The organism is Gabonibacter chumensis (assembly GCF_024741215.1).
In the GTDB taxonomy this organism is placed as follows: Bacteria; Bacteroidota; Bacteroidia; order Bacteroidales; family Marinifilaceae; genus Gabonibacter; species Gabonibacter massiliensis.
In genome coordinates this window covers 25,248-48,932 of record NZ_JANSKB010000007.1, presented here as the reverse complement: position 1 = coordinate 48,932, position 23,685 = coordinate 25,248, and the positions used below count along the sequence as shown (strand labels likewise).

At 43.6% G+C, this 23,685-nt stretch carries 16 protein-coding genes; 15 read left to right on the top strand and 1 reads right to left on the bottom strand.

From position 1 onward, the window contains the following. Position 1 precedes the first annotated feature (1 nt). From NVS78_RS13135 to NVS78_RS13090, 10 genes are all read left to right on the top strand, one after another. Positions 2-4,030 carry a hypothetical protein gene (locus tag NVS78_RS13135; protein ID WP_286359570.1) on the top strand — a complete coding sequence of 1,343 codons (4,029 nt, stop codon included), beginning with the start codon at positions 2-4 and terminating at the stop codon, positions 4,028-4,030. A 17-nt stretch (positions 4,031-4,047) separates the two neighbouring features. Next, entirely contained in the window at positions 4,048-7,914 is a 3,867-nt protein-coding gene (locus NVS78_RS13130; RefSeq protein WP_286359569.1) for an RHS repeat domain-containing protein, read from the top strand. Beyond that, positions 7,911-8,570 (top strand): hypothetical protein, encoded by a 660-nt coding sequence (locus NVS78_RS13125; RefSeq protein ID WP_286359568.1) that lies wholly within the window; start codon positions 7,911-7,913, stop codon positions 8,568-8,570. Before NVS78_RS13130 ends, NVS78_RS13125 begins: the two co-directional genes overlap by 4 nt. Before the next feature lie 107 nt (positions 8,571-8,677). Then, positions 8,678-9,847: an RHS repeat-associated core domain-containing protein gene (locus tag NVS78_RS13120; RefSeq protein ID WP_286359567.1), complete on the top strand. Its 1,170-nt coding sequence runs from the start codon at positions 8,678-8,680 to the stop codon at positions 9,845-9,847. Further along, on the top strand, positions 9,844-10,389 hold the full coding sequence (locus tag NVS78_RS13115) for a hypothetical protein (protein WP_286359566.1): 546 nt from the start codon (positions 9,844-9,846) through the stop codon (positions 10,387-10,389). The genes NVS78_RS13120 and NVS78_RS13115 overlap by 4 nt, the downstream gene beginning before the upstream one ends. A 438-nt stretch (positions 10,390-10,827) precedes the next feature. Beyond that, positions 10,828-11,967, top strand: coding sequence for an AAA family ATPase (locus tag NVS78_RS13110; RefSeq protein ID WP_286359565.1), 1,140 nt, complete (start codon positions 10,828-10,830; stop codon positions 11,965-11,967). A gap of 306 nt (positions 11,968-12,273) precedes the next feature. Further along, complete coding sequence (locus NVS78_RS13105) at positions 12,274-12,594, top strand: ArsR/SmtB family transcription factor (protein ID WP_059025255.1); 321 nt, start codon at positions 12,274-12,276, stop codon at positions 12,592-12,594. Between the two features lie 57 nt (positions 12,595-12,651). Further along, positions 12,652-13,488, top strand: coding sequence for an arsenite methyltransferase (locus tag NVS78_RS13100; RefSeq protein WP_286359564.1), 837 nt, complete (start codon positions 12,652-12,654; stop codon positions 13,486-13,488). A gap of 420 nt (positions 13,489-13,908) precedes the next feature. Beyond that, positions 13,909-14,355 carry a hypothetical protein gene (locus NVS78_RS13095; RefSeq protein WP_041504523.1) on the top strand — a complete coding sequence of 149 codons (447 nt, stop codon included), beginning with the start codon at positions 13,909-13,911 and terminating at the stop codon, positions 14,353-14,355. A 14-nt stretch (positions 14,356-14,369) separates the two neighbouring features. After that, positions 14,370-14,783 carry a YybH family protein gene (locus NVS78_RS13090; protein ID WP_059025250.1) on the top strand — a complete coding sequence of 138 codons (414 nt, stop codon included), beginning with the start codon at positions 14,370-14,372 and terminating at the stop codon, positions 14,781-14,783. Positions 14,784-14,849: 66 nt separating this feature from the next. Here the strand turns inward: NVS78_RS13090 and NVS78_RS13085 are convergent, their stop codons facing one another. Further along, positions 14,850-17,093, bottom strand: coding sequence for an AsmA family protein (locus tag NVS78_RS13085; RefSeq protein WP_286359563.1), 2,244 nt, complete (start codon positions 17,091-17,093; stop codon positions 14,850-14,852). A gap of 288 nt (positions 17,094-17,381) precedes the next feature. On the opposite strand from NVS78_RS13085, the gene NVS78_RS13080 reads away from it, so the two are divergent. The 5 genes from NVS78_RS13080 (at position 17,382) to priA (ending at position 23,487) form a co-directional block, all read left to right on the top strand. Beyond that, positions 17,382-18,212, top strand: coding sequence for a hypothetical protein (locus NVS78_RS13080; RefSeq protein WP_041504520.1), 831 nt, complete (start codon positions 17,382-17,384; stop codon positions 18,210-18,212). Positions 18,213-18,303: 91 nt separating this feature from the next. Continuing rightward, positions 18,304-19,005, top strand: coding sequence for a (d)CMP kinase (gene cmk / locus NVS78_RS13075; protein WP_286359562.1), 702 nt, complete (start codon positions 18,304-18,306; stop codon positions 19,003-19,005). Beyond that, positions 18,989-19,837 (top strand): 4-hydroxy-3-methylbut-2-enyl diphosphate reductase, encoded by an 849-nt coding sequence (locus NVS78_RS13070; protein WP_059025245.1) that lies wholly within the window; start codon positions 18,989-18,991, stop codon positions 19,835-19,837. The genes cmk and NVS78_RS13070 overlap by 17 nt, the downstream gene beginning before the upstream one ends. A 45-nt stretch (positions 19,838-19,882) precedes the next feature. Then, a complete protein-coding gene (pfkA, locus tag NVS78_RS13065; protein ID WP_041504709.1) occupies positions 19,883-20,863 on the top strand; it encodes a 6-phosphofructokinase in 981 nt (326 codons plus the stop codon). A gap of 179 nt (positions 20,864-21,042) precedes the next feature. Then, entirely contained in the window at positions 21,043-23,487 is a 2,445-nt protein-coding gene (gene priA / locus NVS78_RS13060) for a replication restart helicase PriA (RefSeq protein WP_286359561.1), read from the top strand. Positions 23,488-23,685 lie beyond the last annotated feature (198 nt).

The window sequence follows — 23,685 nt, the reverse complement described above, 5'->3', positions numbered from 1 at the left end:
TATGAAAAAGAGAGTGTTTTTTATATTCATATTATGTTGGGGTATTTTAGGAATGTCCCGTGCGCAAAAATTTGAGCCGGGTGAACAGGCAAAAGGACTTGCCGATTTAAAGAGCTCGTCTGTCGATTACAGTACCGGAACTTTTAATTACACGATTCCCCTGTTTGAGCTATCTTCCGGGCATTTTACCCTCCCTGTTTCCCTTGTCTATTCGGCTAAAGGCGTCAAGGTAGACGAGCAGGAAGGACCTTACGGAATGGGGTGGAATCTGATGTGCGGAGGTGTGGTTACCCGTACGATTCGCGGAGGAATGGCGGATGATTATTATGGCGGATTTTTAAATGAAACTTTAGACCACACGACGGCAACCCGGAAAAAGGTAAATACCCATAAACAGGATGGAGAATCCGATCTTTTCACGGCTTTTTTCAACGGACGGAAGGTCTCTTTTATCGAGGTAAAAGAGGCCGGTCAGGTGGTCATAAAAACCTTGGAAAAGTCGAATCTATTGATCGAAAAAATAGAAGACGGATATGAGATCACGGACGAGAGCGGAGTGAAATATGTCTTTTCCGTTCCGGAAATGACATTAGGAGTTTGTTATCAGGATCCGAACGATGCGGGAAACAATATCTGGAATAAAGATTTTGTCTCTTCCTGGTATTTGAGTGAGATTCAAATTCCCGGTGATGATCCTATCCGTTTTTATTACACGGACGGTTCCGTTGTCGACTACACTTCGTGGAACGAGATGGTATATAATTACGGAAAGGGGGTGAAGGAACGCGATTGTAAGATCGATCGTTATCAAAGACAAATTACCACGAATATAGATAATGCCAAGTATTTTGCTTCTCAATTACCCAATGATATCCGGTTCAGAGAATTGGCTCAGAACGTGGAAAATATTCCTACCTACGTGGAAGTATTGACTGAGGTGCAGCGCTCTGAAAAAGACGGGATAACATATAGCAAGTTGGATGTAATCCGAATCCCGACATTACATACGACGATCGATTACAATGTAATGAATCAGATTGCGGCAGCCGATCGTATTATCGGTTGTTTGTCCGATTGGAATTATATTTCCGAAACTTGTTCGGGAACGATGACCAATATCTGTTACGTGCGGAATTTACTGGATGAGTATATACAAGCCGGGCTATTGGATGCGGCGGCTCTTCGCGGGAGTCTGACGGAAATCTTGCGTTATATGAGGCTTGATATTGAAGAAACAACAACCAAGACCGTTCGTAAGGTGAATGATTTTACGCGCCAGTCGGCTAAAGAAAGAAGACCGGATCGAATTATCTGGGGTGCGAATAAAATTGTTTTTTTAGGAGAAGGACGTTCTGTAACAGGGATACAATGGCAGAATTATAAACAAGATGTGATCCGGGAGGTTAACTTTTCCTATAAAGGACGAACCTTGAGTCGATTGACGATCGGAAATGAAAAAGCCGGATTACTGGGGTATTATAATTTTGATTATTACTTGGATACGTTGCATGCCAAAACTCGGGATATATGGGGTTATTATAACGGATCGGCTACGAATATCGAACACTTGATTCCTTTAGTGGCGGAAATACAAACGAATTACCCTTATGTACAATCGGAACATTTAAGCCTGCCTCCCGAGCTGACTACATCTCCTGCCCGATCCTGTAATATCGATTATGCGAAAGCCTACTCTTTACGGCAAATCACGGGAACCGGAGGTTGGAAGTTAAACGTGAATTACGAGTTGAACGAGTATAACGGAAGTAAGTACGGCGGAATTCGTGTGAAGGAGGTCGTGCTGGACGATGGGGAGGGGAACCGGGATACCACCCGTTATCATTACCGGAATCTCGCCGCTACCGGTAACACGGGTTCCGGAGTGTTAGCGTTGGGATACCAAACCTTGACAAAAGAACTGAATTATGGTAGTTTCTCCGATAAAGTCCTTTTATCTTCCGTGCAAAATGACGAAATGGCTATCGTGAACACGGGGAATAACGGATTGTTCTACCAATACGTGGTGGAAGAGCAGGTGGGGAACGGTTACACGGCGCACTATTTTTGCGTGCCCCAATCATTTCAGACGACAACGGTGAATCAACGTTCTTTTTACCCTTATTGGTTACACGGTTTGCCGCTCGGTACTGCCGTGTATGACAAGCAAGGAAGGCTGTTGAAACTGAAAAAGAACCGCTATTCTCAAGCTTTGGTCAATCTTCCGGGGACCACTTATACCATTTCGAGTACGATTAAAAACGAGTTCTTTCCGGGGGCTTCTCTTTATGGTTTCTCTACCCAGGTTGAACAATTGAAATCCTTCCGCTTTTTTGTGGATACGGAGAACGCGTTAACCTATATGCCGAATCGAAACGAACCGTTTTATTGGAACGGGGAGGCAACAGTCTATTTCAATCCCTATACGACTTTTTATGTCCCCAACGTGCAACCCCGGGAGAATATGGTAGTGCCGGACCAATTTTATAAAATATATTACGGAGGAGCGACCGTTTTGACCGGGGAGGTGGAGTACGATTTCTTCGATCAGGAATCGGCAGCTGCCGGAACACCTTCCGAGAGTGATTTTACAAAAACCTCGTTTACCGGAAAATATAACGTGACCACCCGAAGCTACACTTACGGGAATACCCAGCGAACTACCCCCACGAGTGTTGTCACGACCACGGCCGACGGAACAGAGTACAAGCAGGATTTAAAAGTAGTGATGGATGCCTTTCCCGATAACACGAGCGCGTTGTTGACCGATATGCGTGCCGCTAATATGCTCTATTTACCCGTTCGAACGAGTACGTACGTGAAGGCGGCGGGAAGCACGAGCTTTCTCCTTGCCGGTGAAGAGGTAACGACTTACACGGATACCCTGATCGGTGGAAAACATTATTACCTGCCTTCTAAATTGTTGCGATCGAACCAGGTGAATCCCGTCAGCGTGGCAAGCGGTAGTTTGAATAATTACTTCACACAGGCGCAGTCGGCCTATACCGTGGATAACCAATTACATTACTCCGGTGTAGGTGTGAAAGTGGAAGTTGCCGAAGTAAAATCTGCGGCGGGTAAAGAGACTTATGTCTATGACGAAGAGACCGGTAATCGTATATTTGTGGCCGCGCAGGCCGATCGTTCTTCCGTGGCCGCAATCGATCGCTACCGGAAGAGCGAATTAAAGCATCTGAATTTGAATGAATTGCCGGATAAAGGTATGAAGGAGAAATTGGAAACCTACTACGATTTTCATCAAAATCTCCCTGAAAGTGTTTTACGGGATTCTTTTTTGAGTGAGTCCTGGACACTTCATAAAGAAATTATGAATATCGTGGAGGATATTTTACAAGGTAAAGAACATCGTCAAAAAATCTTTGAGGAGGCCGGTAAAAAGGAGCAGATGCAGGGAGAATACGAAATGGTATGGTACCGTAGACAAAATAATATTGGAATATCTCGGGCGGATTATTTAAATATGATACAGGATATTGTCGATCCGATCCGGTTTGATACCCGGAAACCCGATATGATGGCATTCTTGTCGGGACGGGATAAAATGGGTGTGGACATACCGGGTAAACTACTTGTACAGAAGGTAAATGCTAATAAATATCGTTACAAGTTATTGGTTGAACGTTCTGCCGCAAAAGCCCTCTCCATATCCGTATCCTGGACATTTACCAAGTCGGGGGTAGCGGTCGGAACCGGGGAGAACACGTTCACGGTCACCCAGGGAACAGGACACTATTGCATGGAGGGAGAAATTCCTGTCTCGGCGGCGCAATTGTCAGCAAGCCTGGAATTGAGGTTTTCTGATGACGTGCTGTCCGCCGCGCTCTGCCCGGACGGTATTGAATTCGAACTGACCAGTCTTGACGGTAAAGGGAATGTCGTTTGTCGTACCGGCAGAAACGGGATTATCGAGAGCCGGGAATACGATCCGCAAGGGCGCTTGCTCCGGGCAAGAGATAAAAACGGGAATATTCTTCAAGAGTATCACTATCATGTACAGCCTGGTAATCATTAATCGTAAAAAACAAGATCATGAAAACGATATATATCATATTATGCTTTTTGTTTACCCACTATTTTGTGGCGGGACAAGGTGTGCTGGTTCATTTGGATAAGATACAAAAATTTGAACCGGAACGAGTTATTTTTCCCCAGAAAGGGGGAACAGTAAAGGTATCCTTTTTTACCTCGGATTATGTAACCGCTGAAAATATTCAGACCGCTTTGCGGCAGAAGTTGCAGGGAACACCTTTTTCTTCAGCCACGATACAAGTGGCAGGGGGAGAGATTGAAGGCTATGATGGAGAGATAACCATAACTATGCCGAGAACGAGTGAGCTCTATTTTAGGGAGTACCAGTTGAAGTTGGCTAAAACTTCGTTGTTTCTCCGTCGGAAAGGATCGTACGGCAACCTGAATCGGTTTCGGGTATCGGGAGGCGGTGTCGTGGTCGACACAAACTCGGTCGTTATTCGCCTGTCGGGCACGGAACCGGGTGTGAAGTACGGTCTTTATCGTGACGGAGTACAAGTGGCGTATCTTTACGGACCTGCCAATCCGGATCTGAGCCTATACCCGGAGTGGCCGGATGATGCTCAAGCCGAAGAGGTCGAAAAAGGGAAATGGCAATGTTACCTGGATCGTCCCATCGAGTTTAAGGTGAGAGAAGCCGGAGTGTACCAGATAAAGGCTACATTGGATATAGAAACCATCGCGATGATCGGAAGCGTGACGGTCTGTCGGTACGACGGGAAGCTCTACACCGCGGGGGTGGACCAGGTGATCAGCGGGCGTTACGACTCCGGGAGCTCGAGCTCGAACAGGGCCAAACGTGTAGACGACGTGCTCTACACGGGTCCCGGCGGACGCTCCAGGCAATTAGTCTCCGTGGCAGCCTCTCCCTCGGGGAAGGATATCGTCACGCCTTTCGGTTTCGGTAAACTCGGCCGGGAGGAGAAAAAGTTCCTGCCGTTCGAGAGTACCGCCGGAACCGGAACCTACCTCGATAAAAATCTCTTCGCCTCCCGGTGGGGAAGCATTTACGGGAGTGACGAGAGTAATTTCGCGTTTAGCTTCTCGACCTTCGAGACGAGTCCCCTCGGGCGAGTGTTGACCGAGACGGGTCCCGGCAAAAACTGGCACCAGGCGGGAAAACGGATGACTCTTTATTATGGTACCAACACGGCCAACGAGGTGCGTCGCTGGAAGGTCGACGCTGCCGGGACATTAGTCGACGGGGGCTACTACCCGGCTAATTCTCTCTCCCGGGAGAGAGCCACCGACGAGGACGGCAATATCACGGAGAGCTTCACCGACGCGAGAGGGCAAATGGTGGAGAGCGTGACTTACCTCTCCGGGCAACGTCTGGCCACGATTAACGTGTACGACGACCTGGGGCGTTTGCGTCACGTGTTATCGCCGGAGGCGAATGCCCGTGGTCCTTTGACAGCAGGTATAATTGGTCTTTACGGTTATTATTACGCTTATGACGGTAAGGGCCGGGTGACGGAGAAGAAATTACCGGGATGTGATCCCGTTTACCTGGTGTATGACAAGCGTGATCGCCTGGTGATGAGTCAGGACGGTAAGCAACGGGCCGAGGATGCGAAAAAATGGAGTTACTCCCTTTACGATGACCTCAACCGGGAGATTGAAACCGGGGAGGTAGTGTTGTCGGCGGCTACCACTCCCGCCGCCCTCCAATCGTCCGCATCCGCCAGCGCGAGTTATACCCCGGCGGGAACGAGAACGGTCCTGTCATACACGGCGTACGATACCTATCCCACTACTGGGAACGTGATAGCGATTCCCTTTGTCGCTACCGCCGGGTACGCCACCGCTCCAGGCACGAACACCGGGGGTAAGATCACGAGCGTGAAAACCCGTGTTCTCGGCACGAGTACCTGGCTCACCTCCACCACCTATTACGACGACCTGGGCCGGGTGATCCAGGTGGCGAGCGATAACCTCCTCGGTTACAAGAGCCGTGTCGACATGAGTTACGATTTTTCCGGAAACGTCCTGAAAACCCGTGAAGCCCACGGTTATAGCGCCACGGGAAGCGACGTGCTGGAGACGGCGAACACGTACGATCGCCGGGGACGGCTTCTCGCATCGAGCGGCGTGCTGAACGGTGGAACCCCCGCCGTGGTACAACACGAGTACGACGCCGTGGGGCGGTTAAAGACCAACAAGTACAAGACGGGATCGACTTTCCTTCCCGAGACGATGACCTACAACGTCCGGGGATGGCTTACCTCCAAGACCAGCACTCCTTTTACCATGACGTTACGTTACGAGACGACCGCCCTCGGTGCTTCCGGGAAGAAGTACTACAACGGCGACATCGGCGAGTGGGAATGGAAAAACGGGACCACGGCTCCCGTGATGTACGCTCTCTCTTACGACGGTTTAAACCGGCTGTCAGGCAGCGTTCATTACCAGGGGGGAACGGCATGGACAGCTCTTGCCGGGAACAACGCTTATGAAGAGAAAGGGCTGACTTACGACCGTAACGGCAACATCCTGACCCTCAATCGCACGGGTTCATCCGCGACCTCTCTCGCCTACACTTACACGGGAAATCAATTGACCGGCTTGATCAAAAACGGGGTTAGCGGGACCTACTCTTACGACCCCAACGGGAACATGATAAATGACAGTCGAAAAAGTTTGAATTTTGAATATAATGTTTTAAATTTGTTATCGGCGGTAAAGTCCGGAACGACGCTAAAAGCCTCCTACACTTATTTGGCCGACGGGACGAAGTTAAGGGTGGCGGACGCGAGCGGCAACGGATTTTATTACTTGGGTTCTTTGACATACGTTAAAAACAGCGCCGGGATACAGTTAGAGGGCGCATCCACGGCGAGCGGTCGTGTTCTTGTTGCGGCGGGTAGCCGTGTCGGTACCGATATTCGTTACTTCCTGACGGATCACCTCGGTAGCGTCAGAAGCATCGTGGATCAGTCGGGAACCGTGAAGGAGCGAAACGACTACTATCCCTTCGGCACGAGATACAGCCAGTCGGGCGGTAACGTGGATCCCGCCAACCGTCTGAAATACAACGGCAAGGAAGATCAGACCACGGGCAACCTCGGTTACCTCGACTACGGTGCCCGGATGTACGATACCGAGTTAGGACGTTGGTTCTGTGTCGACCCGATGGCCGAGGCGTATTACTCGTTGAGTTCTTATAATTATTGTGCGAATAGTCCGATTGTGTTTATTGACCCGGATGGACAAGCGATGGATTGGTTTGTTGATGCCGATGGTAGCTTGTATTATGATCCGTTTATGAAAAAAGGAGACGAGTCGAAACTTGGAGATTCCTGGAGTTGGTTGGGAGAGAACGGAATGTTCGGAACCCCGGACAGGAATATTTTAAATAAATATTCCAACAGGATTTCCAAAAAGGGATATTCAACAAAAGAGATGTATATCGCCGGAACGGGAGAATGGAGAAAAGTTGGCTTGCCAACCGCTTATTTCGACAGGAATAATGCCCTGGAGGTGATGGATGATTTGGGGTACAAGTACGCGATGACCCAATACGTGGAAGATAAAACTAGTTATACCATGTATATGGATAAGGGAAGAGGAAGAATGGCAGATTTTATTTATGGTAAACGAGATATATTCGTGGAGAAAGCAACATATCTACCCAGGAACAAATCTGTCCTTCACTATCAAGGATTGAAACACCTTGTTTCTCCAAGAGTGGAAAATTTGTTGTTTGTTACTACAGGACGGACAAGTACGATACGTTATACAAATCCTGTGGAAATAGATACATTCTGGGCGGGATTTTGGAGCTTCGTACAAGCTGGTTCTAAATTTGGTAATGAATTTGATTATATGAACGAAAGAGTAAAATATAAAAAAACAGGATTAAAATGAAAAACATAATAGGAGTAATTTTATTATTATTGATAATATTTGGTGGATGCAAGTATGATTCAATGGAACGGGCAAAGGCAGAATTTAATAAAGACTACTTAAAGTCTCGTTCAATGTTTGACAGTTCTCTTGTATCCATATTTCCTTCTTATGTTCATTCTTTATACTCGAGAATTATAGGATACGCTTTAGATTCATACGAATACTATAGGTTTAACGGAATGATTTTGGAGGTTTCTTATTCAGACTCTCTCGCTAGGGCATTGGTTAATAGTAAGCATGAAACTGTTTATTCTTCACAAGATAGTAATTTGCTGATTGTCGGTAGACTCGGGGAGAGCACTTTGGAACGTTATCGGGAATTTGAAAAAAATTATCCTTGGTCGAACAGTAAAGGCTATATACCGGTACCTAATTTTTATGAACAAAATTATTCTTCTGATATTCATCGTGCAGATAGGGACCCATTAAACAATCGTTTACCCGAGGGATATACTATTTACGTGGTAGACGCCTCGCCCGGGATCTATATCCAAAAAGAGTGGTTGACGGAAGGGTTAGGTCTTCCTCCCGAGTGGAAGAACGGTTACTCCCGGGGATATGCAATCAGTAGTGATACCACTAAAAATATTATTTACTGGTTAGCGATTTGGTGATTTTATTTGTAAAATTAGGGATATAGTTACGGGGGAATGTCTTTTGGGCATTCCCTCGTTTGTTGTTTTATTTGAATTTTGAATAAGATGTTTTAAATTTGTTATCGGTGGTAAAGTCCGGAACGACGCTAAAAGCCTCCTACACTTATTTGGCCGACGGGACGAAGTTAAGGGTGGCGGACGCGAGCGGCAACGGATTTTATTACTTGGGTTCTTTGACATACGTTAAAAACAGCGCCGGGATACAGTTAGAGGGCGCATCCACGGCGAGCGGTCGTGTTCTTGTCGCGGCGGGTAGCCGTGTCGGTACCGATATTCGTTACTTCCTGACGGATCACCTCGGTAGCGTCAGAAGCATCGTGGATCAGTCGGGAACCGTGAAGGAGCGAAACGACTACTATCCCTTCGGCACGAGATACAGCCAGTCGGGCGGTAACATGGATCCCGCCAACCGTCTGAAATACAACGGCAAGGAAGATCAGACCACGGGCAACCTCGGTTACCTCGACTACGGTGCCCGGATGTACGATACCGAGTTAGGACGTTGGTTCTGTGTCGACCCGATGGCCGAGGCGTATTACTCGTTGAGTTCTTATAATTATTGCGCAAATAATTGTATTAAAAACATCGATCCCGATGGAGCGTTGTACAGTCCTTATTACGATTCTCAGGGTAACTTTCTGGGAGTTGACAAGGGAGGATTTTCCGGACAAATTTACATAACCACGTTGAAATCATATTTAAACGTGATTTTAAATGATCAATGGGATTCGAAAATGAAGCGAATGCAAGACGTGAACCTCTCGGCTAAGGCATACTCCAAGATTTATTCGCACGTGTTATCCAAGGCTGGCTATGATATGTCTCGCCTGGAAAATAAAGCGGTTTCAGTTAAAACCAATGAAGATAGTTATAATACCCCGTCATCTAATGTTAGGTTAGCTTCAACGATTGCATACAGAGGTAAAAAGACATTTAAAATATCCGTAAATCAAGAAAATGAATTTGTAAAAAAGCAGTTTAATTTTGTGGAGAATATCGTTAACACATTAGGAGTTCACGAGTACACGGGACACGGTATTAAACATTACTCGGACAAGACTAAAACTCATCAAAAGGCGTATGAATTACAGATGATTCATCCATCTTGGGAAAAGACTACGTACGAGTTTAAACAAGGTATGCTGATAAATTATTCAGGATATCTAAAAGATTTACATCTAGATTGGACCTTTTATAGGCAAATATATAATCGAATGGAAAATAAACAGAAATGAAAACATTAACACTTGTATTTTTACTTATTTCCGTTGTATTGTACACGGGATGTCACTCTAAGAAAGTGGAGAAACCGAAAGATATAGAGATATCTGTTATCGATATTGGGACGAATCAGTATCCGGATATAGAGATAGAAGCACCAATATTTCTCTCTTATTGGTTTGAAATGAGAAACAACAAGGACACGAGTATTTTAATTGATAATGAAGAGACCCTTTTTCCTACCGATAAACAACCGGAATCTTTTTTTTACGGTATTTACGGTAAAGATACTCTGTTTTTTTTTGGTTACCCGGTTCAAGTAAAGCCTAAAACAATAGAAACTATTAGGTGTAAGCCGCTACCCGAGGATTTGCGGAGACTTTATGATAATCGGGAGCGAGAAAAATTTCCTGATATACAGTCGTTCTTACGTGATTTGACTTCTAATATCAAGATCTATTACGTGGGAAAATCGGACACTTGCATCGTGAAACACGATGTTGAAGTTAAAGTAGAGTTTCTTGGAAATGACACAACCGTTTATGAGTGGTGGTAAAGAAGTGAGGTTATAAGCGAGAACTAATTTTTTATTGCCGTAAAATGGCATGTAAAAAGTGATTAGTCCTGTAATAATTGTAAAGTTATGCAGGACTAATTTTTTATTTGAATATGATGTTTTAGATTAGTTATCGGCGGTAAAGACCGGGGCCATGTTGACATCCCTCTATATTAATTTGGCAGATATGGTTCTGTGTCGACCCGATGGCCGAGGCGTATTACTCGTCGAGTTCTTATAATTATTGTACTAATAGCTTATTTTGTTTATTGATCCGGCTGGAAGATTTTTTGTACTTATTGATCATACGGGAATTATTTTGAAATAAATTGATTTTTAAGATGGTTCCGATGCTATTTTGCAGGTAGCTTTATTATGAAACATTTTTGTTTAAAACAAATTTGTTTCATATATTTGTTTCATAAAACGGATTTTACAATGAATACACCATTTATTTTCGGAAGAATAGCCAAGTCGGAAAATTTCACCGACAGGGAAAAAGAGACCGCGTTGCTGGTCTCTAATTTTAATTCACTCATCAATACGATTATAATCTCTCCGAGACGTTGGGGGAAAAGTTCTCTTGTAGCCAAGGCTGCCGATATTGCAACTTCGCAAAATGAAAAACTTAAGATTTGTAAGATTGACCTTTTTAACGTGCGTAATGAAGAGCATTTTTACGAACTCCTTGCTATGAACATTCTGAAAACCACCTCTTCGAGATGGGAAGAGTCTATTGATTCAGTTAAAAAATTTTTCACCCGAATTATTCCCAAAATTGTTCTTGCCGGTGATATGCGAAACGAAATCTCTCTTGAGTTCGATTGGAATGAAATAAGAAAAAATCCAGATGAGATTTTAGATTTAGCTGAACGAATTGCTATAGACAAGGGAATTCGTATAGTTGTATGTGTTGATGAATTCCAGAATATTGCCGAATTTAATGATCCGCTTTACTTTCAGAAAAAACTGCGTTCGCATTGGCAGCAACATCAATATGTTTCTTACTGCCTCTATGGAAGTAAACGACACATGATGCTCGATGTATTTACCAATTCGTCAATGCCGTTATATAAGTTTGGTGATTTGCTGTTTCTTGAAAAAATAGACACCCCTTCGTGGATTGCATTCATCACGGAACAATTCTCAAAGACAGGTAAAATCATAACCGAAACACAAGCACGCCTGATTGTCGGCTTAGCAGACAACCACCCGTACTATGTTCAACAGCTTGCGCAACAAGCATGGCTTAGGACAAGTGATTCTTGCACGGAAGAGATTGTAAAAGAGGCTCATATCACTATCGTCGAACAATTAAGTTTATTGTTTGTAACGATTACGGAGTCACTAACCAATAATCAGATAAACTTTTTAAAAGCAATGGTTGCAGGAGAAACAACCTTATCATCAACCAAGGTGATTGCTCATTACCGCTTAACGTCGTCCGGTAACGTAACTCGTTCAAAGAAATCTCTTATAGAGAAAGATATTTTGGACAATAAGGCGAATAAGCTTTCGTTTCAAGACCCGATGTATTATTACTGGCTTAAAAATCAATATTTTGCATGTGGGTTATAGTCGGAGATATAACCGTCAAACATGGGAGTACTCCGCTTTCGTTCTTTGAATATAGGTATATATTTTTTTAATATAGTTAATTGTCAGATGTCTGTGTGGGTTAAAGTTGGATTATCGAGAGCTGCGTTTTACTGATATGTCCAATTTTTGTAGATTTACTGATGATCTAAAAAACCTTGCTGATGGTTCTTGGATGTGATTTTTGTCACCCCAAAAGAACCGTCCCTGCAGATCACTAATTTTTTGTTTGAATTTATCGTGTAATAATTAAAATATTGTTCGTATATTTGCGAACAATATAAAAGTATGAAAAAGCCAGAAATGAGTAAACAGGAGAGATTAGCACGGATTGCCAAAGCAATGGGACATCCTCACCGTATAGCAATACTTTCTTTTCTTGCAGGTCAGGATACCTGTTTTTTCGGTGATATTCACGAGATTTTACCCATTGCCAAAGCAACCGTATCACAACATCTCAAGGAGTTGAAAGATGCCGGGCTGATTCAGGGGGAAATTGAAACACCCAAAGTAAGATACTGTATAAATAGAAGAACCTGGGACTTGGCCCGCAAGTTGTTCCAGAATTTCTTAAGAGAATTGCCGGAAAATAAAGATGTATGCTGTTAGCATATATTTTTTATATATAATGTTCGTAATATTACGAATAATTAATAATTATAATTTATGAATAAAAATGAGATCAAAGAGATGGTCAGGCAAAAATACAATGAGATAGCCTTACAAGATAAAGAGACAAATCAATCCTCCTGTTGCGGCTCCGGCGGATGCACCACGGAAGTATATCGTATTATGAGTGAGGAGTACAATGAACTCGATGGTTACAATCCGGATGCCGACTTGGGGTTGGGGTGTGGTCTGCCTACTCGATACGCGAAAATTAGAAAAGGGGATACCGTGATAGATCTGGGGAGCGGTGCCGGAAATGATTGTTTTGTTGCAAGAGCGGAAACCGGGGAAACCGGAAAGGTAATCGGTATTGATTTTACTCCTGCCATGATTGCTAAAGCCAGAAAGAACGCTGAAACGCGAGGTTTTAACAATGTCGAGTTTCGGGAAGGGGATATAGAAAATATGCCGGTATCGGATGAGGTTGCCGATGTTATTGTCAGTAACTGCGTTCTTAATCTCGTACCCGATAAACGTGCCGTGTTTGCCGATATTTACAGAGTATTAAAGCCCGGAGGGCATTTTAGCATATCCGATATCGTTCTTACGGGTAATTTGCCGGAGAAGATCAAATCGGCGGCTGAAATGTATGCCGGTTGTGTTGCAAGTGCCATCGATAAAACGGAATACCTCGATTATGTTGCGGAGGCGGGATTCACGAATGTAATCCTTCAAAAACAAAAACCGATTATAGTACCTGACGATATACTTAAGCGTTATTTGAGTGATAACGAGATTACAGAATATAAAGCTAATCCGACGGTAATTTTCAGTATCACGGTTTACGCGGAAAAGCCAAAATCTTGTTGTTCGTCGAATAGTTGTTGTAAGTAAATCATAAGTACCCCGTAAACCTTGTCATAGTAGGTTACAAATTCGTTTTGCAAGAATTCGGATTATTTTTTTATAAAATGTGAAAGCGCATACAGCTATAGAAAATACGCTATAGTCCAATAGTGTTTTTATATTTAAAAAGAACAGCATAGAAAAAGCGAACGTCAATCCTGGGATGCCGCTAAGAAGAGTAGCCAAACGTTTTTGGAACCCTATCAATAACCGTATGCCGAGAATGATTATATAGATTTATATGTTTCAGCCGGGTATATAGATGTATCGCTGATTTTCAATGTTATTCTCTATGGGTGACTGATTTTATATTTTATTGTAAGTTAAAAAAAATTATTATATTTACGAAGTTGTTGAAATAAATGTTGTTTGTGAGGACATGTGTGATAAAAAATGAATATTTGTAGTATGAAAATAGAAATTTTGGATTCAAAAAAACAGATCGGACTTTTATTATTGAAAGGAGTTTGGTTGTGCTCGTTAGTAGGGCTTGCAATCGCTCTTTTTATGGTAATTCAATGTTACGTGACCGGGGAGACCGGTGAAGTTTTGGGGAAACAGTTGTTTTATACTAAAATAGGGTTTGTCGCGTCTACTTTACTCGGGGTCGCTATGATTTTCACGCGTCGTTATGTTAATAAAGCCGTGCTGCAGGTTATCCGGTTTACGGGAATTTTTTACGGCATTTGTTTGGGAAGACTTACCAAAGATATGAGTAATAGGCATTCAGGCGGTATGGCCTGGAGCGATTTGACCGTAGAGTGGTATAATGTCGTTGCGATTTCTATCGTCATCATCGTGCTTTTGTTTACTTACCATTGGGTTTATATCCGGGTTAGACGGGAAACGGTATAAACAGATGTTGATTTATGAAGGAAAATGTACAGGTATCATTGGACGAGGAGGGGATTAGAGTCACGATCTTATCCTTGGAGAAACAGGCTTTAGAGCGATGGAATCATGGAGACCCGGATGGGTTTATAGAGTTATCGTCCGATGATGTCGTTTATTTCGATCCCGCTTTAGAACATAAGCTTGAAGGTAAAAAAGCCTTGGAAGAATACTATGATCTTATCCGGGGAAAGGTTGAGATCGACGAGTATAAGATGATAAGGCCTGCTGTACTGTTATCCTGTGGTATTGCCGTTTTGACATACGATTACGAGGCGTGTAGAGACGGGCAGGTATTTAGAATGCATTGTACCGAAGTGTATAAATCGGGTTCATCCGGTGGGTGGAGTATTATACACACGCATTGGTCTTTTGTTTTGCCTAACCATTGATGTTCTTCGGGGACGGTTTCAAGCACGAAAATGTATTTTGAAACCGTCCCCGAAAATACCCGAGGGTTATTCGGGGATTTCGTTTTGTTGGTCTTCTTCGAGAACAAGATTGATTTTATACTGGTGTTTACCGGAATAGCCGATAGCTTGAGAGGTCGAGACTTTCAGGTGATCGGCGGGAATGCCTTTGGTTGTTAGGTAGTTTAAGGCTTGTCGATTGCGGAGTTCGATCAATCGGTTTATCTGTGCTTCTACAAATGCCGCAGATAGGAGCGACCGCGCTTTTTCCTGTACGGAACGAGTGGAAATGTTTGGGTCTACCTTACTATTCAAGTAGTTGTTGAAATCGGAATCTTTGGTTTCGATTTCCATGATTTTGGCGTAATCTATGGCTTGTAGCGTGGTATCGCTTTTTTCGGGATACATTGAAAGATAGTAATCTTTTTTAATGTCGAACAAGGCTATTTCGTTGTAAGCGGCTTCCCGGTCGATCTCTTGTTCCAAAGTTAATGTCATTTCCGGTTTGGCCTTAAGTAATTCTGTTAAGGCGTTGAAAGTGGAATACTGCTCGGAAGTAAAATCCCATTGGGTTGCGATTAAAGGAATCGAACTTAATTTATCGGGAGAAAAACCTAATGAATTGGCTAAGAAAGAGACCGGGGATACTGCTACTTTTATCAAAAGGTTTGTCAACGTTTTGAAAATGAGTTTACGGTATGAAAATTCGGGGGAGGAGATGTTTCCGCTGACCGGAAGATTCATATTGATTTTATCGTTTTTATCTTTGATCAGGTAGAGAGCTGTTTTTAAGGGGAGGTTATACTCTACCTTAAGACCTTTTTGTCTGTTTTCCAATTCGCAAGCGAATACGTCTAATGAATTGCGCCCTTCCAGTTGATTTTTCTTTACCGTGTTTATACTGGTGAACGCAAGATTACCTTTTCTGATCGGATAACCGAAATATTGTAGGCAATAAGGGGTGAATTCTTTTAGATTCAAGTTCTTAATGGCTAATGTAAGGTCTAAGTCGCTGATGTCGTTTAGCTTACCTTTCCAATTGACATAGGCGGATCCCCCGTCCGGGAGTTTCGTTTGGAGGCGAATATGGTTAATGCCCGATAGCGTTAACGTATCGGAAATGACACTTAATTTATCCATACGGAAAGAGAACGGTTCATGCAGGGTATGATCGTTAAACGTGAAATCGGATTCGGTTACGGCTAATTTTCCCAAACGTAAATCCATGGGGATAGCGGTCGTGTCCGGTGCGGCGGTCGGTGTTTCGGGTGCGGTATCCGTTGGCGTTCCCGATTCTTCTTTGAGAAATGCCGTGTAGTTATTGTGGTCGGAGTAGAGTTCGAACGAGGAGCTGAATTTATGGATGGCTAACGCGTTGAAACGGAACTTTGCTGTTCCGGGATTGATCTCTTCTATATCCAGACCGACAGAGTCGATAGAGACTATTTTTTGTGCTTTTTCATCAGTAATATGCAATTCTCGTAAAGAGGTAAGCCCTTTTATCGAGATGTCCATGATGTGGTTCGTATTTCCCGCGATTTCCAAATCGGCGGAGAGCGAGCCGTTCAATCGACCGATCTTCACGTAATCCGCCAGGTAAGCCTGGAGATTGTCGATGGCGAAATTGTTTAAATTCAAATGAACCAAATACTCTCCGTCCGTCAGATTATATTGGGTTTGAGTCTGTAACGAACCACCGTTACTGAAATTTAAATTAATGCCAACATCTGTATTTTGTCCGCTGAAATAGACTCCCGGAATATGCAAATTCATATCTTCCATATCCCATAGGGAATTGCGGATCAGATCTTTGTATCGTATATGTCCTCCCGCGAGATTAATATTATAGATGGCTATTGCCAGGGAGGAGGTATTTGAAGTCGTATCTTCCGGGGCTGTGAGCGTATCCGTCGAATGTTTTTTCAACAGATCGCTGAAGTTGAATGTCTCGCCTTTTTGCCAAAGGTTTACTTTCGGATTTATAAGTGATATTTCGTTTATTCTTAGTTCGTTAACGATTAAACGATACAAGGAGAGATCTACTACTAACGTGTCGAACGAGATAAAGGTATCGGAATCGTTTGTTTCATACAAGGTAAAACCACAAATCCTGTTATAACCCGTGAAAAGATTGGCATAAAGTTTTTCTATCGTTACTTTGCGGCCGATCAATTCTTTCCCGTGTTTATTAATGTAGTTTTTAGCGATGGGCGGGGCTATTAAAATACCGATAATTATCAGACTAAAAAAAATAACCAATGCGATAATAATAATCTTAGTGATCTTCTTCATGATTTTAATTTTTATCTATAAATCGTCATAAATCCAATCGCGAAATTATCAAAAAAATGCAAAATGGATCCTTTCAGCAGTGGTTTTAAGTCTAATTCTTGCTTGAGTTTTTGGTATATACTATAGAGGATTCCATAGTTTCAATTTTTTATTAAAAAGAGTGATTTAGTTTGATTTTGTTACTTAAATGATTAAATCCTGTTAAAAATTAAGTTAAAATAGATTTTAGAGTCACCCTTTTGCTACCCTTTGGTGTTATATAAGCAGAAGATTAAAATTGATGATACTATGTTGAAAATTATTTTAGTTGTTGGGATGTTATTATTCAATTTGGTAGAAGTTGAAGCCCATGAGAAAGAGATGGTGGCATTGGATGAGTTGGTACGAAAATTTGAAGCAAATCCGGCAGATGCACAAAATACGATTCAATTATTGAAAGAATTAAAAAATCAGGGTAAGCCGAATAGTGATGTGGTAGAGCGCTATTTTAAGACTCAGAGCGAGACGGATTACTTGAAAGAGTATAACTGGTCTATTATTCGGGATTTCGTGGATGATGTCGATGCGCCGCAGATAAAATATTTGTTCAAAAACCAACTTAAATTTATACAGTCTTATTCTAAAGATGATGTTTTCCAGAAGTTGGACAACGTATTGGTAGGGCATCTGGAGCGTTTTTACGATAAGGATAAGATTCAATACCGGAATTATTTGGAATCGTTGAAAAAATCCGGATACGAACATTACGATGTGGTTGCTGATTATTTTTATATCCGGGAATTACGTTCGGAGCGTAAATCGGAAGATTATTTTTATAAAGCCCGGAAGCTTTTCCGTTATTTTCCGGAGAATCGCAAAATGATCAAAGAGATCACGGATGGAGCGTTAGAGATCATGAATGATGTTTCCAGGTTAAAGGTAATACAGTTATGGGCGGGTAAGACCGTAGAGTCTGCTAAGGATTTCGATGCTATATACAATTACGCCTTGATATCTCAAAAGTGTGGATTTAAGGATGTTGCTGAGAAATACGCTCGTTTGGCCAATGCTATCGCTGAAAAATCGAAAAATCAGAACTTTCAGGAGAAGGCTCGTAAATTGATGCAGGTAGTGAGATAGTCTTTGATTCGTAATAAAAATATAACGGAGGGTAATCGCGGTGGTTATCCTCTTTTTTTATATCTTCGCAATTGAACAGAAGAGTAAAAGAATGGAAAAGAAAGGTTTGATTATTGCTGTTGACGGTTATTCATCCACCGGTAAGAGTACGGTTTCCAAGATTTTAGCGGCACGTTTGGGGTATACCTATATCGATACGGGAGCGATGTATCGAATGGTAACCTACAGGGCGATATCCGAGGATATACTGTCGGTGGACGGAGTGGATGACAAGCGATTGAAAGAGGAGTTGCAAAGGATTGTTTTTGGATTTAAATACAACCGGGAGAAAAATCGATACGAATCTTATTTGAACGGGGTTTACGTGGAGGATGCGATTCGTCGGATGGATGTATCCGATTCTGTCAGTTTGATCGCGGCGATTCCTTATGTGAGAGAGGTACTGGTACGTAAGCAACGGGAGATGGCCGAAGAAGGGGGTGTCGTGATGGATGGGCGGGATATAGGAAGTGTCGTGTTTCCTCACGCGGAAGTTAAGTTCTTTATGACGGCTGCTCCGGAAATACGGGCTCAACGCCGTTACAAAGAGTTGGTGGAGAAGGGGGAAAAGGTGACTTATGAAGAGGTTGAAGAGAATGTTCGTAAACGAGATTATATCGATGAAAACCGGGAGGTCAGTCCGTTGAGGAGGACACCGGATGCTATCGTTATTGATAACGGGGAGATGTCTATCGAGGAGGAAGTGGCGGAGATGTTGAAAGTGATAAAATCAAAATATGAAGGTCGAGATTGATGAGAACTCTGGTTTTTGTTTTGGTGTCGTCAATGCTATCGAAAAGGCAGAGGAGGAGTTGACGCGCGGTCCTCTATACTGTATCGGGGATATCGTACATAACAGCCTGGAGGTAGAACGACTGAGAAAGTTGGGGTTGTATACGATCGATCATGAGGTTTTTGCCCGTTTGAAGAATTGCCGGGTATTGTTCCGTGCTCACGGAGAGCCGCCCAGTTCTTACCGGATGGCGGAGCAGAATCACGTGGAGATCATAGATGCATCCTGTCCTGTCGTGTTGAATTTGCAGCAAAAGATTCGCGAGGCTTTTTTAACGGAAAAGGAGGCTCAGGTTGTTATATACGGGAAACGGGGACATGCTGAGGTAAACGGTTTGGTCGCTCAAACGAACGGGGAGGCCGTGGTCGTGGAAGATGAAACGGATATCGAAAATATTGATTTTTCCCGTCCGGTTATATTGTTTTCTCAAACGACCAAAAGTTTAGACGGTTTTCGGAGTATGGTGGAGAGGGTTAAAGCCAGGGCCAGGAATTCGGTAACCGTAAATGATACGATTTGCCGGAAGGTGGCGAATCGTATTCCTCAATTAAAGGAGTTTGCGGCTCGTCATGATGTGATCCTTTTTGTGAGCGGGGAAAAAAGTTCGAACGGCAGACAACTTTTTGCGGTTTGTCTGGACGTGAATCCTCGTACTTATTTTGTTCAAGGAGAGGATGATATCCGTGAAGAGATGATCCGGGATGCTCGGAGTGTAGGTATTACGGGAGCGACCTCGACACCTCATTGGGTTATGGAGGCTATTTTACATCGGTTGGAAACAGACCCTTTTTAATTATATAAGACCGTTTTAAACAATAACGTTTATCAGGAGATTACTATGGGAAGAATAAAAAAAATAGGTGTTTTAACCTCAGGAGGTGATGCGCCGGGAATGAATGCCGCTATTCGTGCGGTTGTAAGAGCTGCTATTTTTAATGGTTGTGAAGCTTATGGTATTTATGACGGATATGAAGGATTAATTTCGGGTAATGTGAGACGTTTGCAATCTCATGACGTGAGTAATATTATACAACGGGGGGGGACGATATTGAAAACGGCGAGGAGCGAAGCTTTCCGGACACCGGAAGGACGGACTCAGGCTTACGAGTGTTTGAAAAAGCATGGTATAGATGCCCTGGTAGTTATCGGGGGTGACGGAACTTTTTCCGGGGCTCGCGAGATGATACAGGAACATGATGTGCCTATTGTGGGGATACCCGGAACGATCGATAATGATCTTTACGGCACGGATTATACGATCGGTTACGATACGGCGGTGAATACGGTGGTGGAAGCTGTCGACAAGATCAGGGATACGGCAAGTGCGCATAACCGTTTGTTTTTTATCGAGGTCATGGGACGCGATGCGGGATTTATTGCCTTGCGCTCGGCTGTGGCTACGGGAGCGGAGGCCGTTCTTGTCCCGGAGATCAAGACGGATTTGGATGCATTGAATCAGTATTTGGAACACGACTATAAGCCACATAAATCCAGCGGCATCGTGATCGTGGCTGAGGGTGAGAAATCAGGAGGGGCGTACACGATTGCGGAAAAGATATCTGAGAAACATCCGGATTATGATGTGCGGGTAACGGTTTTAGGGCATATTCAACGAGGTGGTTCTCCTTCTGCCTTTGACCGGGTAACGGCCAGTACGTTAGGAGTTGCAGCCGTAGATGCTTTAATGGACGACCAGATGAGTATTATGGTAGGGATCATGAATAAAGAGGTCGTACACGTACCTTTCAATAAGGCGATAAAAAATTCCAAACCGTTAAATCATAATCTGTTGGGGCTTTTGGAAATACTGTCGATTTAATTGCAGATTTTAGATTGACGGATTAAAGGATCGGGGGATTGAGAGATTACGTGATTAGGGTGACTACGTGATTGAGGGATTAGAAAGATTGACGATGGTGGATTGTAACTTAAAAAACGGCGTTCAATTTACAATTAGAGCGTTTGATATAATCGTAAATATAAACTTGAAGTTTTAGCTTGGTTTACGCGGATGTTATTGTTCCTTTGGGAGTAGAGGGCTTTTTTACGTATTCGGTACCGGAAGAATGGGAGCATGCGGTAACGAAAGGGGGACTTGTTGCTATTTCCTTTGCCGGGAAGAAGCGGTACACGGGCGTCGTGTACGCTTTACATACTCAAAAGCCGGAAGGGATTACCGTAAAGCCTATAGATCGGGTGATGGAGGCGGGATTTATTCTTTCGGAAAAACATTTGAAGTTTTTATTGTGGATGAGTGAATATTACATGGCTCCTCCGGGAGATGTCATTCGGGCTGCCTTTCCTGTTGCCATGCGTTTGGAGAGTCATACTTGTGTGAGGTTGACGGAAACGGATATTGAAGATAGGATATTTAGCGATGCCGAAAAAAAAGTATTGAATCTGCTGCGTCCGGGAGAGTTCCTTTCCGTCACGGAGATTGAAAAGTGCTTAAAGAGTAGTCAGGCGGTTAATATTGTAAAGAGTCTGTTAGATCAGGGAGTGGTTACGATAAAGGAGAAAGTTGATGATCTTTTTAAGCCCAAACGGGAAAAAAGGGTTTGTTGGGCGCGTCGATTTGAAGAGGAGGAGTTATCCCGTTTGTTAGATACCTTAAAGAGGGCCCCGGTACAATACCGTATGTTGTGCAAATGGATTGATTATTGCGAGGTGCAGGGGGTGGATTTTATCATTAAAGAAGATTTTTCCCGTTTGATCGGGAACTCTGCGGTAGCCTTAAAGTCTTTATGCGACCGGGAAATATTGAAAATAAATTCGGTAGAAGTCCATTGGCATGACGAGGATGAACGGGGTGAAAGGGAGGTTAACAGGCTTTCGGATACCCAGGAACTCGCTTTAATGCAAATCCGGGATTCTTTTAAAAAGAAAGATTGTGTTTTGTTGCAGGGGGTGACATCTTCCGGCAAAACCGAAGTATATATTCATTTGATACGGGAAGTATTGGCTCAAGGCAAACAGGTGTTGTACCTGTTGCCGGAAATTGCGTTGACCGTACAGATCGTGAGGAGATTACAAAAAGCTTTCGGTAATCAGGTCGGGATCTATCATTCGGGTATGTCCGACAGGGCCCGGGTAGAGATGTGGAAAAAACAAAACGGAGATGCTCCGTATCGACTCGTGTTGGGGGTGCGTTCTTCTGTTTTCTTGCCTTTTCAGAAGTTAGGCTTAGTCATTGTAGATGAAGAGCACGAGAGTTCTTATAAGCAAAAAGAGCCTTCACCCAGGTATAACGGGAGGGATGCGGCGATTATGTTGGGAAAGATGTTCGGGGCTAAAATCGTTTTGGGATCAGCGACACCCTCTTTCGAAAGTTACGGGAACGCGATGAGTGGAAAGTACGATTTGATCCAGATGAATATCAGGTACGGAGACGTGAAAATGCCGGAGTTGGTTTTTGCCGATATGAAGGAATTTCGTCGGAAAAAGTTGATGAAAGGTGCTTTTACTCCGGTATTGTACGAAGAGGTAAAACGGGTATTGGAAAAAGGGATGCAGGTTATCTTATTGCAGAATCGAAGAGGTTATTCTACTTATTTGCAGTGTGACCATTGCGGTGCGATTCCACGTTGTAAGCGTTGTGACGTAAGTATGACCTATTATAAATACAGGAGTACCCTGAGTTGTCATTATTGCGGAAGTCTTCGTCCCGTTCCGTCTTTATGCGAGGAGTGCGGACAGGGACGTTATATTCAGCGAACTCCCGGAACGGAACGTATCGAAGAGGAGGTGTCGGAGCTTTTCCCCGGGGCCCGGGTGGCCAGGATGGATTTGGAGGTGATGAACAGCAAGACGAAGTACAAGACGTTGATCGATCGTTTTGAAGCGGGGGATTTCGATATCTTAATCGGAACGCAGATGGTTTCCAAGGGACTCGATTTCGAGCGGGTGAAGTTGGTCGGAGTGATGGATGCGGATAGTTTGATAGGATACCCTGATTTTCGTGCCGAGGAGCGTACTTACGCTATGTTGACGCAGGTCAGCGGGCGAAGCGGGCGGAAAGGAGAGCGGGGAAAAGTTGTCATACAGCTTTCGGATCCGGATAACCGGGTTTACCAATGGGTGGCGCAGGGGAGTTTTTCTCTTTTTTATGAAGCCTTAGCCCGGGAGCGGGAATTTTTCGGGTATCCTCCTTTTGGCCGTTTGATACAATTGGAGTTGCGTCATAAGGATGAGCTTCTACTTCGTCGTGCCGCTAACGAGTTGGCGGAACGGTTGAGGTCGAGATTGGCTGGACGCGTGTATGGACCTGCCGTTCCTGAAGTTTCGCGTATTCGGGAAATGCAACGGATTCAGTTGTTAATAAAGGCAGAACCCGCTTTATCCTTATCCAAACTGAAATCTTTTCTGAAAGGGGCGATCGTCGAACTGCTTACTCTTAATAATTACCGGACGTTGAAGGTGTATTTTGATGTGGATCCCATGTGATCCGTCGGATTTGGCAAGGAAATGGAAGTTGATTCTCGGGTTGACGGTTTATATTATTCCTGCTTTGTCGCGGATCAGGAGCATAGGGGCGACTAATCTTTTTTTTACGTGTGTTAATATTCATTTTTGCACTTTTATGTTCGTAACCAGTCGCCTTAAATTGGTCCGTCAAGGGAAACGAAAGGATCGGATAAAATA

What these genes read in the sequence shown, in the direction of transcription:
- NVS78_RS13135 (WP_286359570.1), top strand. Translation starts at nt 2, where the DNA reads ATGAAAAAGAGAGTGTTTTTTATATTCATATTATGTTGGGGTATTTTA.
- NVS78_RS13130 (WP_286359569.1), top strand. Translation starts at nt 4,048, where the DNA reads ATGAAAACGATATATATCATATTATGCTTTTTGTTTACCCACTATTTT.
- NVS78_RS13125 (WP_286359568.1), top strand. Translation starts at nt 7,911, where the DNA reads ATGAAAAACATAATAGGAGTAATTTTATTATTATTGATAATATTTGGT.
- NVS78_RS13115 (WP_286359566.1), top strand. Translation starts at nt 9,844, where the DNA reads ATGAAAACATTAACACTTGTATTTTTACTTATTTCCGTTGTATTGTAC.
- NVS78_RS13110 (WP_286359565.1), top strand. Translation starts at nt 10,828, where the DNA reads ATGAATACACCATTTATTTTCGGAAGAATAGCCAAGTCGGAAAATTTC.
- NVS78_RS13105 (WP_059025255.1), top strand. Translation starts at nt 12,274, where the DNA reads ATGAAAAAGCCAGAAATGAGTAAACAGGAGAGATTAGCACGGATTGCC.
- NVS78_RS13100 (WP_286359564.1), top strand. Translation starts at nt 12,652, where the DNA reads ATGAATAAAAATGAGATCAAAGAGATGGTCAGGCAAAAATACAATGAG.
- NVS78_RS13095 (WP_041504523.1), top strand. Translation starts at nt 13,909, where the DNA reads ATGAAAATAGAAATTTTGGATTCAAAAAAACAGATCGGACTTTTATTA.
- NVS78_RS13090 (WP_059025250.1), top strand. Translation starts at nt 14,370, where the DNA reads ATGAAGGAAAATGTACAGGTATCATTGGACGAGGAGGGGATTAGAGTC.
- NVS78_RS13085 (WP_286359563.1), bottom strand. Translation starts at nt 17,093, where the DNA reads ATGAAGAAGATCACTAAGATTATTATTATCGCATTGGTTATTTTTTTT.
- NVS78_RS13080 (WP_041504520.1), top strand. Translation starts at nt 17,382, where the DNA reads ATGTTGAAAATTATTTTAGTTGTTGGGATGTTATTATTCAATTTGGTA.
- cmk (WP_286359562.1), top strand. Translation starts at nt 18,304, where the DNA reads ATGGAAAAGAAAGGTTTGATTATTGCTGTTGACGGTTATTCATCCACC.
- NVS78_RS13070 (WP_059025245.1), top strand. Translation starts at nt 18,989, where the DNA reads ATGAAGGTCGAGATTGATGAGAACTCTGGTTTTTGTTTTGGTGTCGTC.
- pfkA (WP_041504709.1), top strand. Translation starts at nt 19,883, where the DNA reads ATGGGAAGAATAAAAAAAATAGGTGTTTTAACCTCAGGAGGTGATGCG.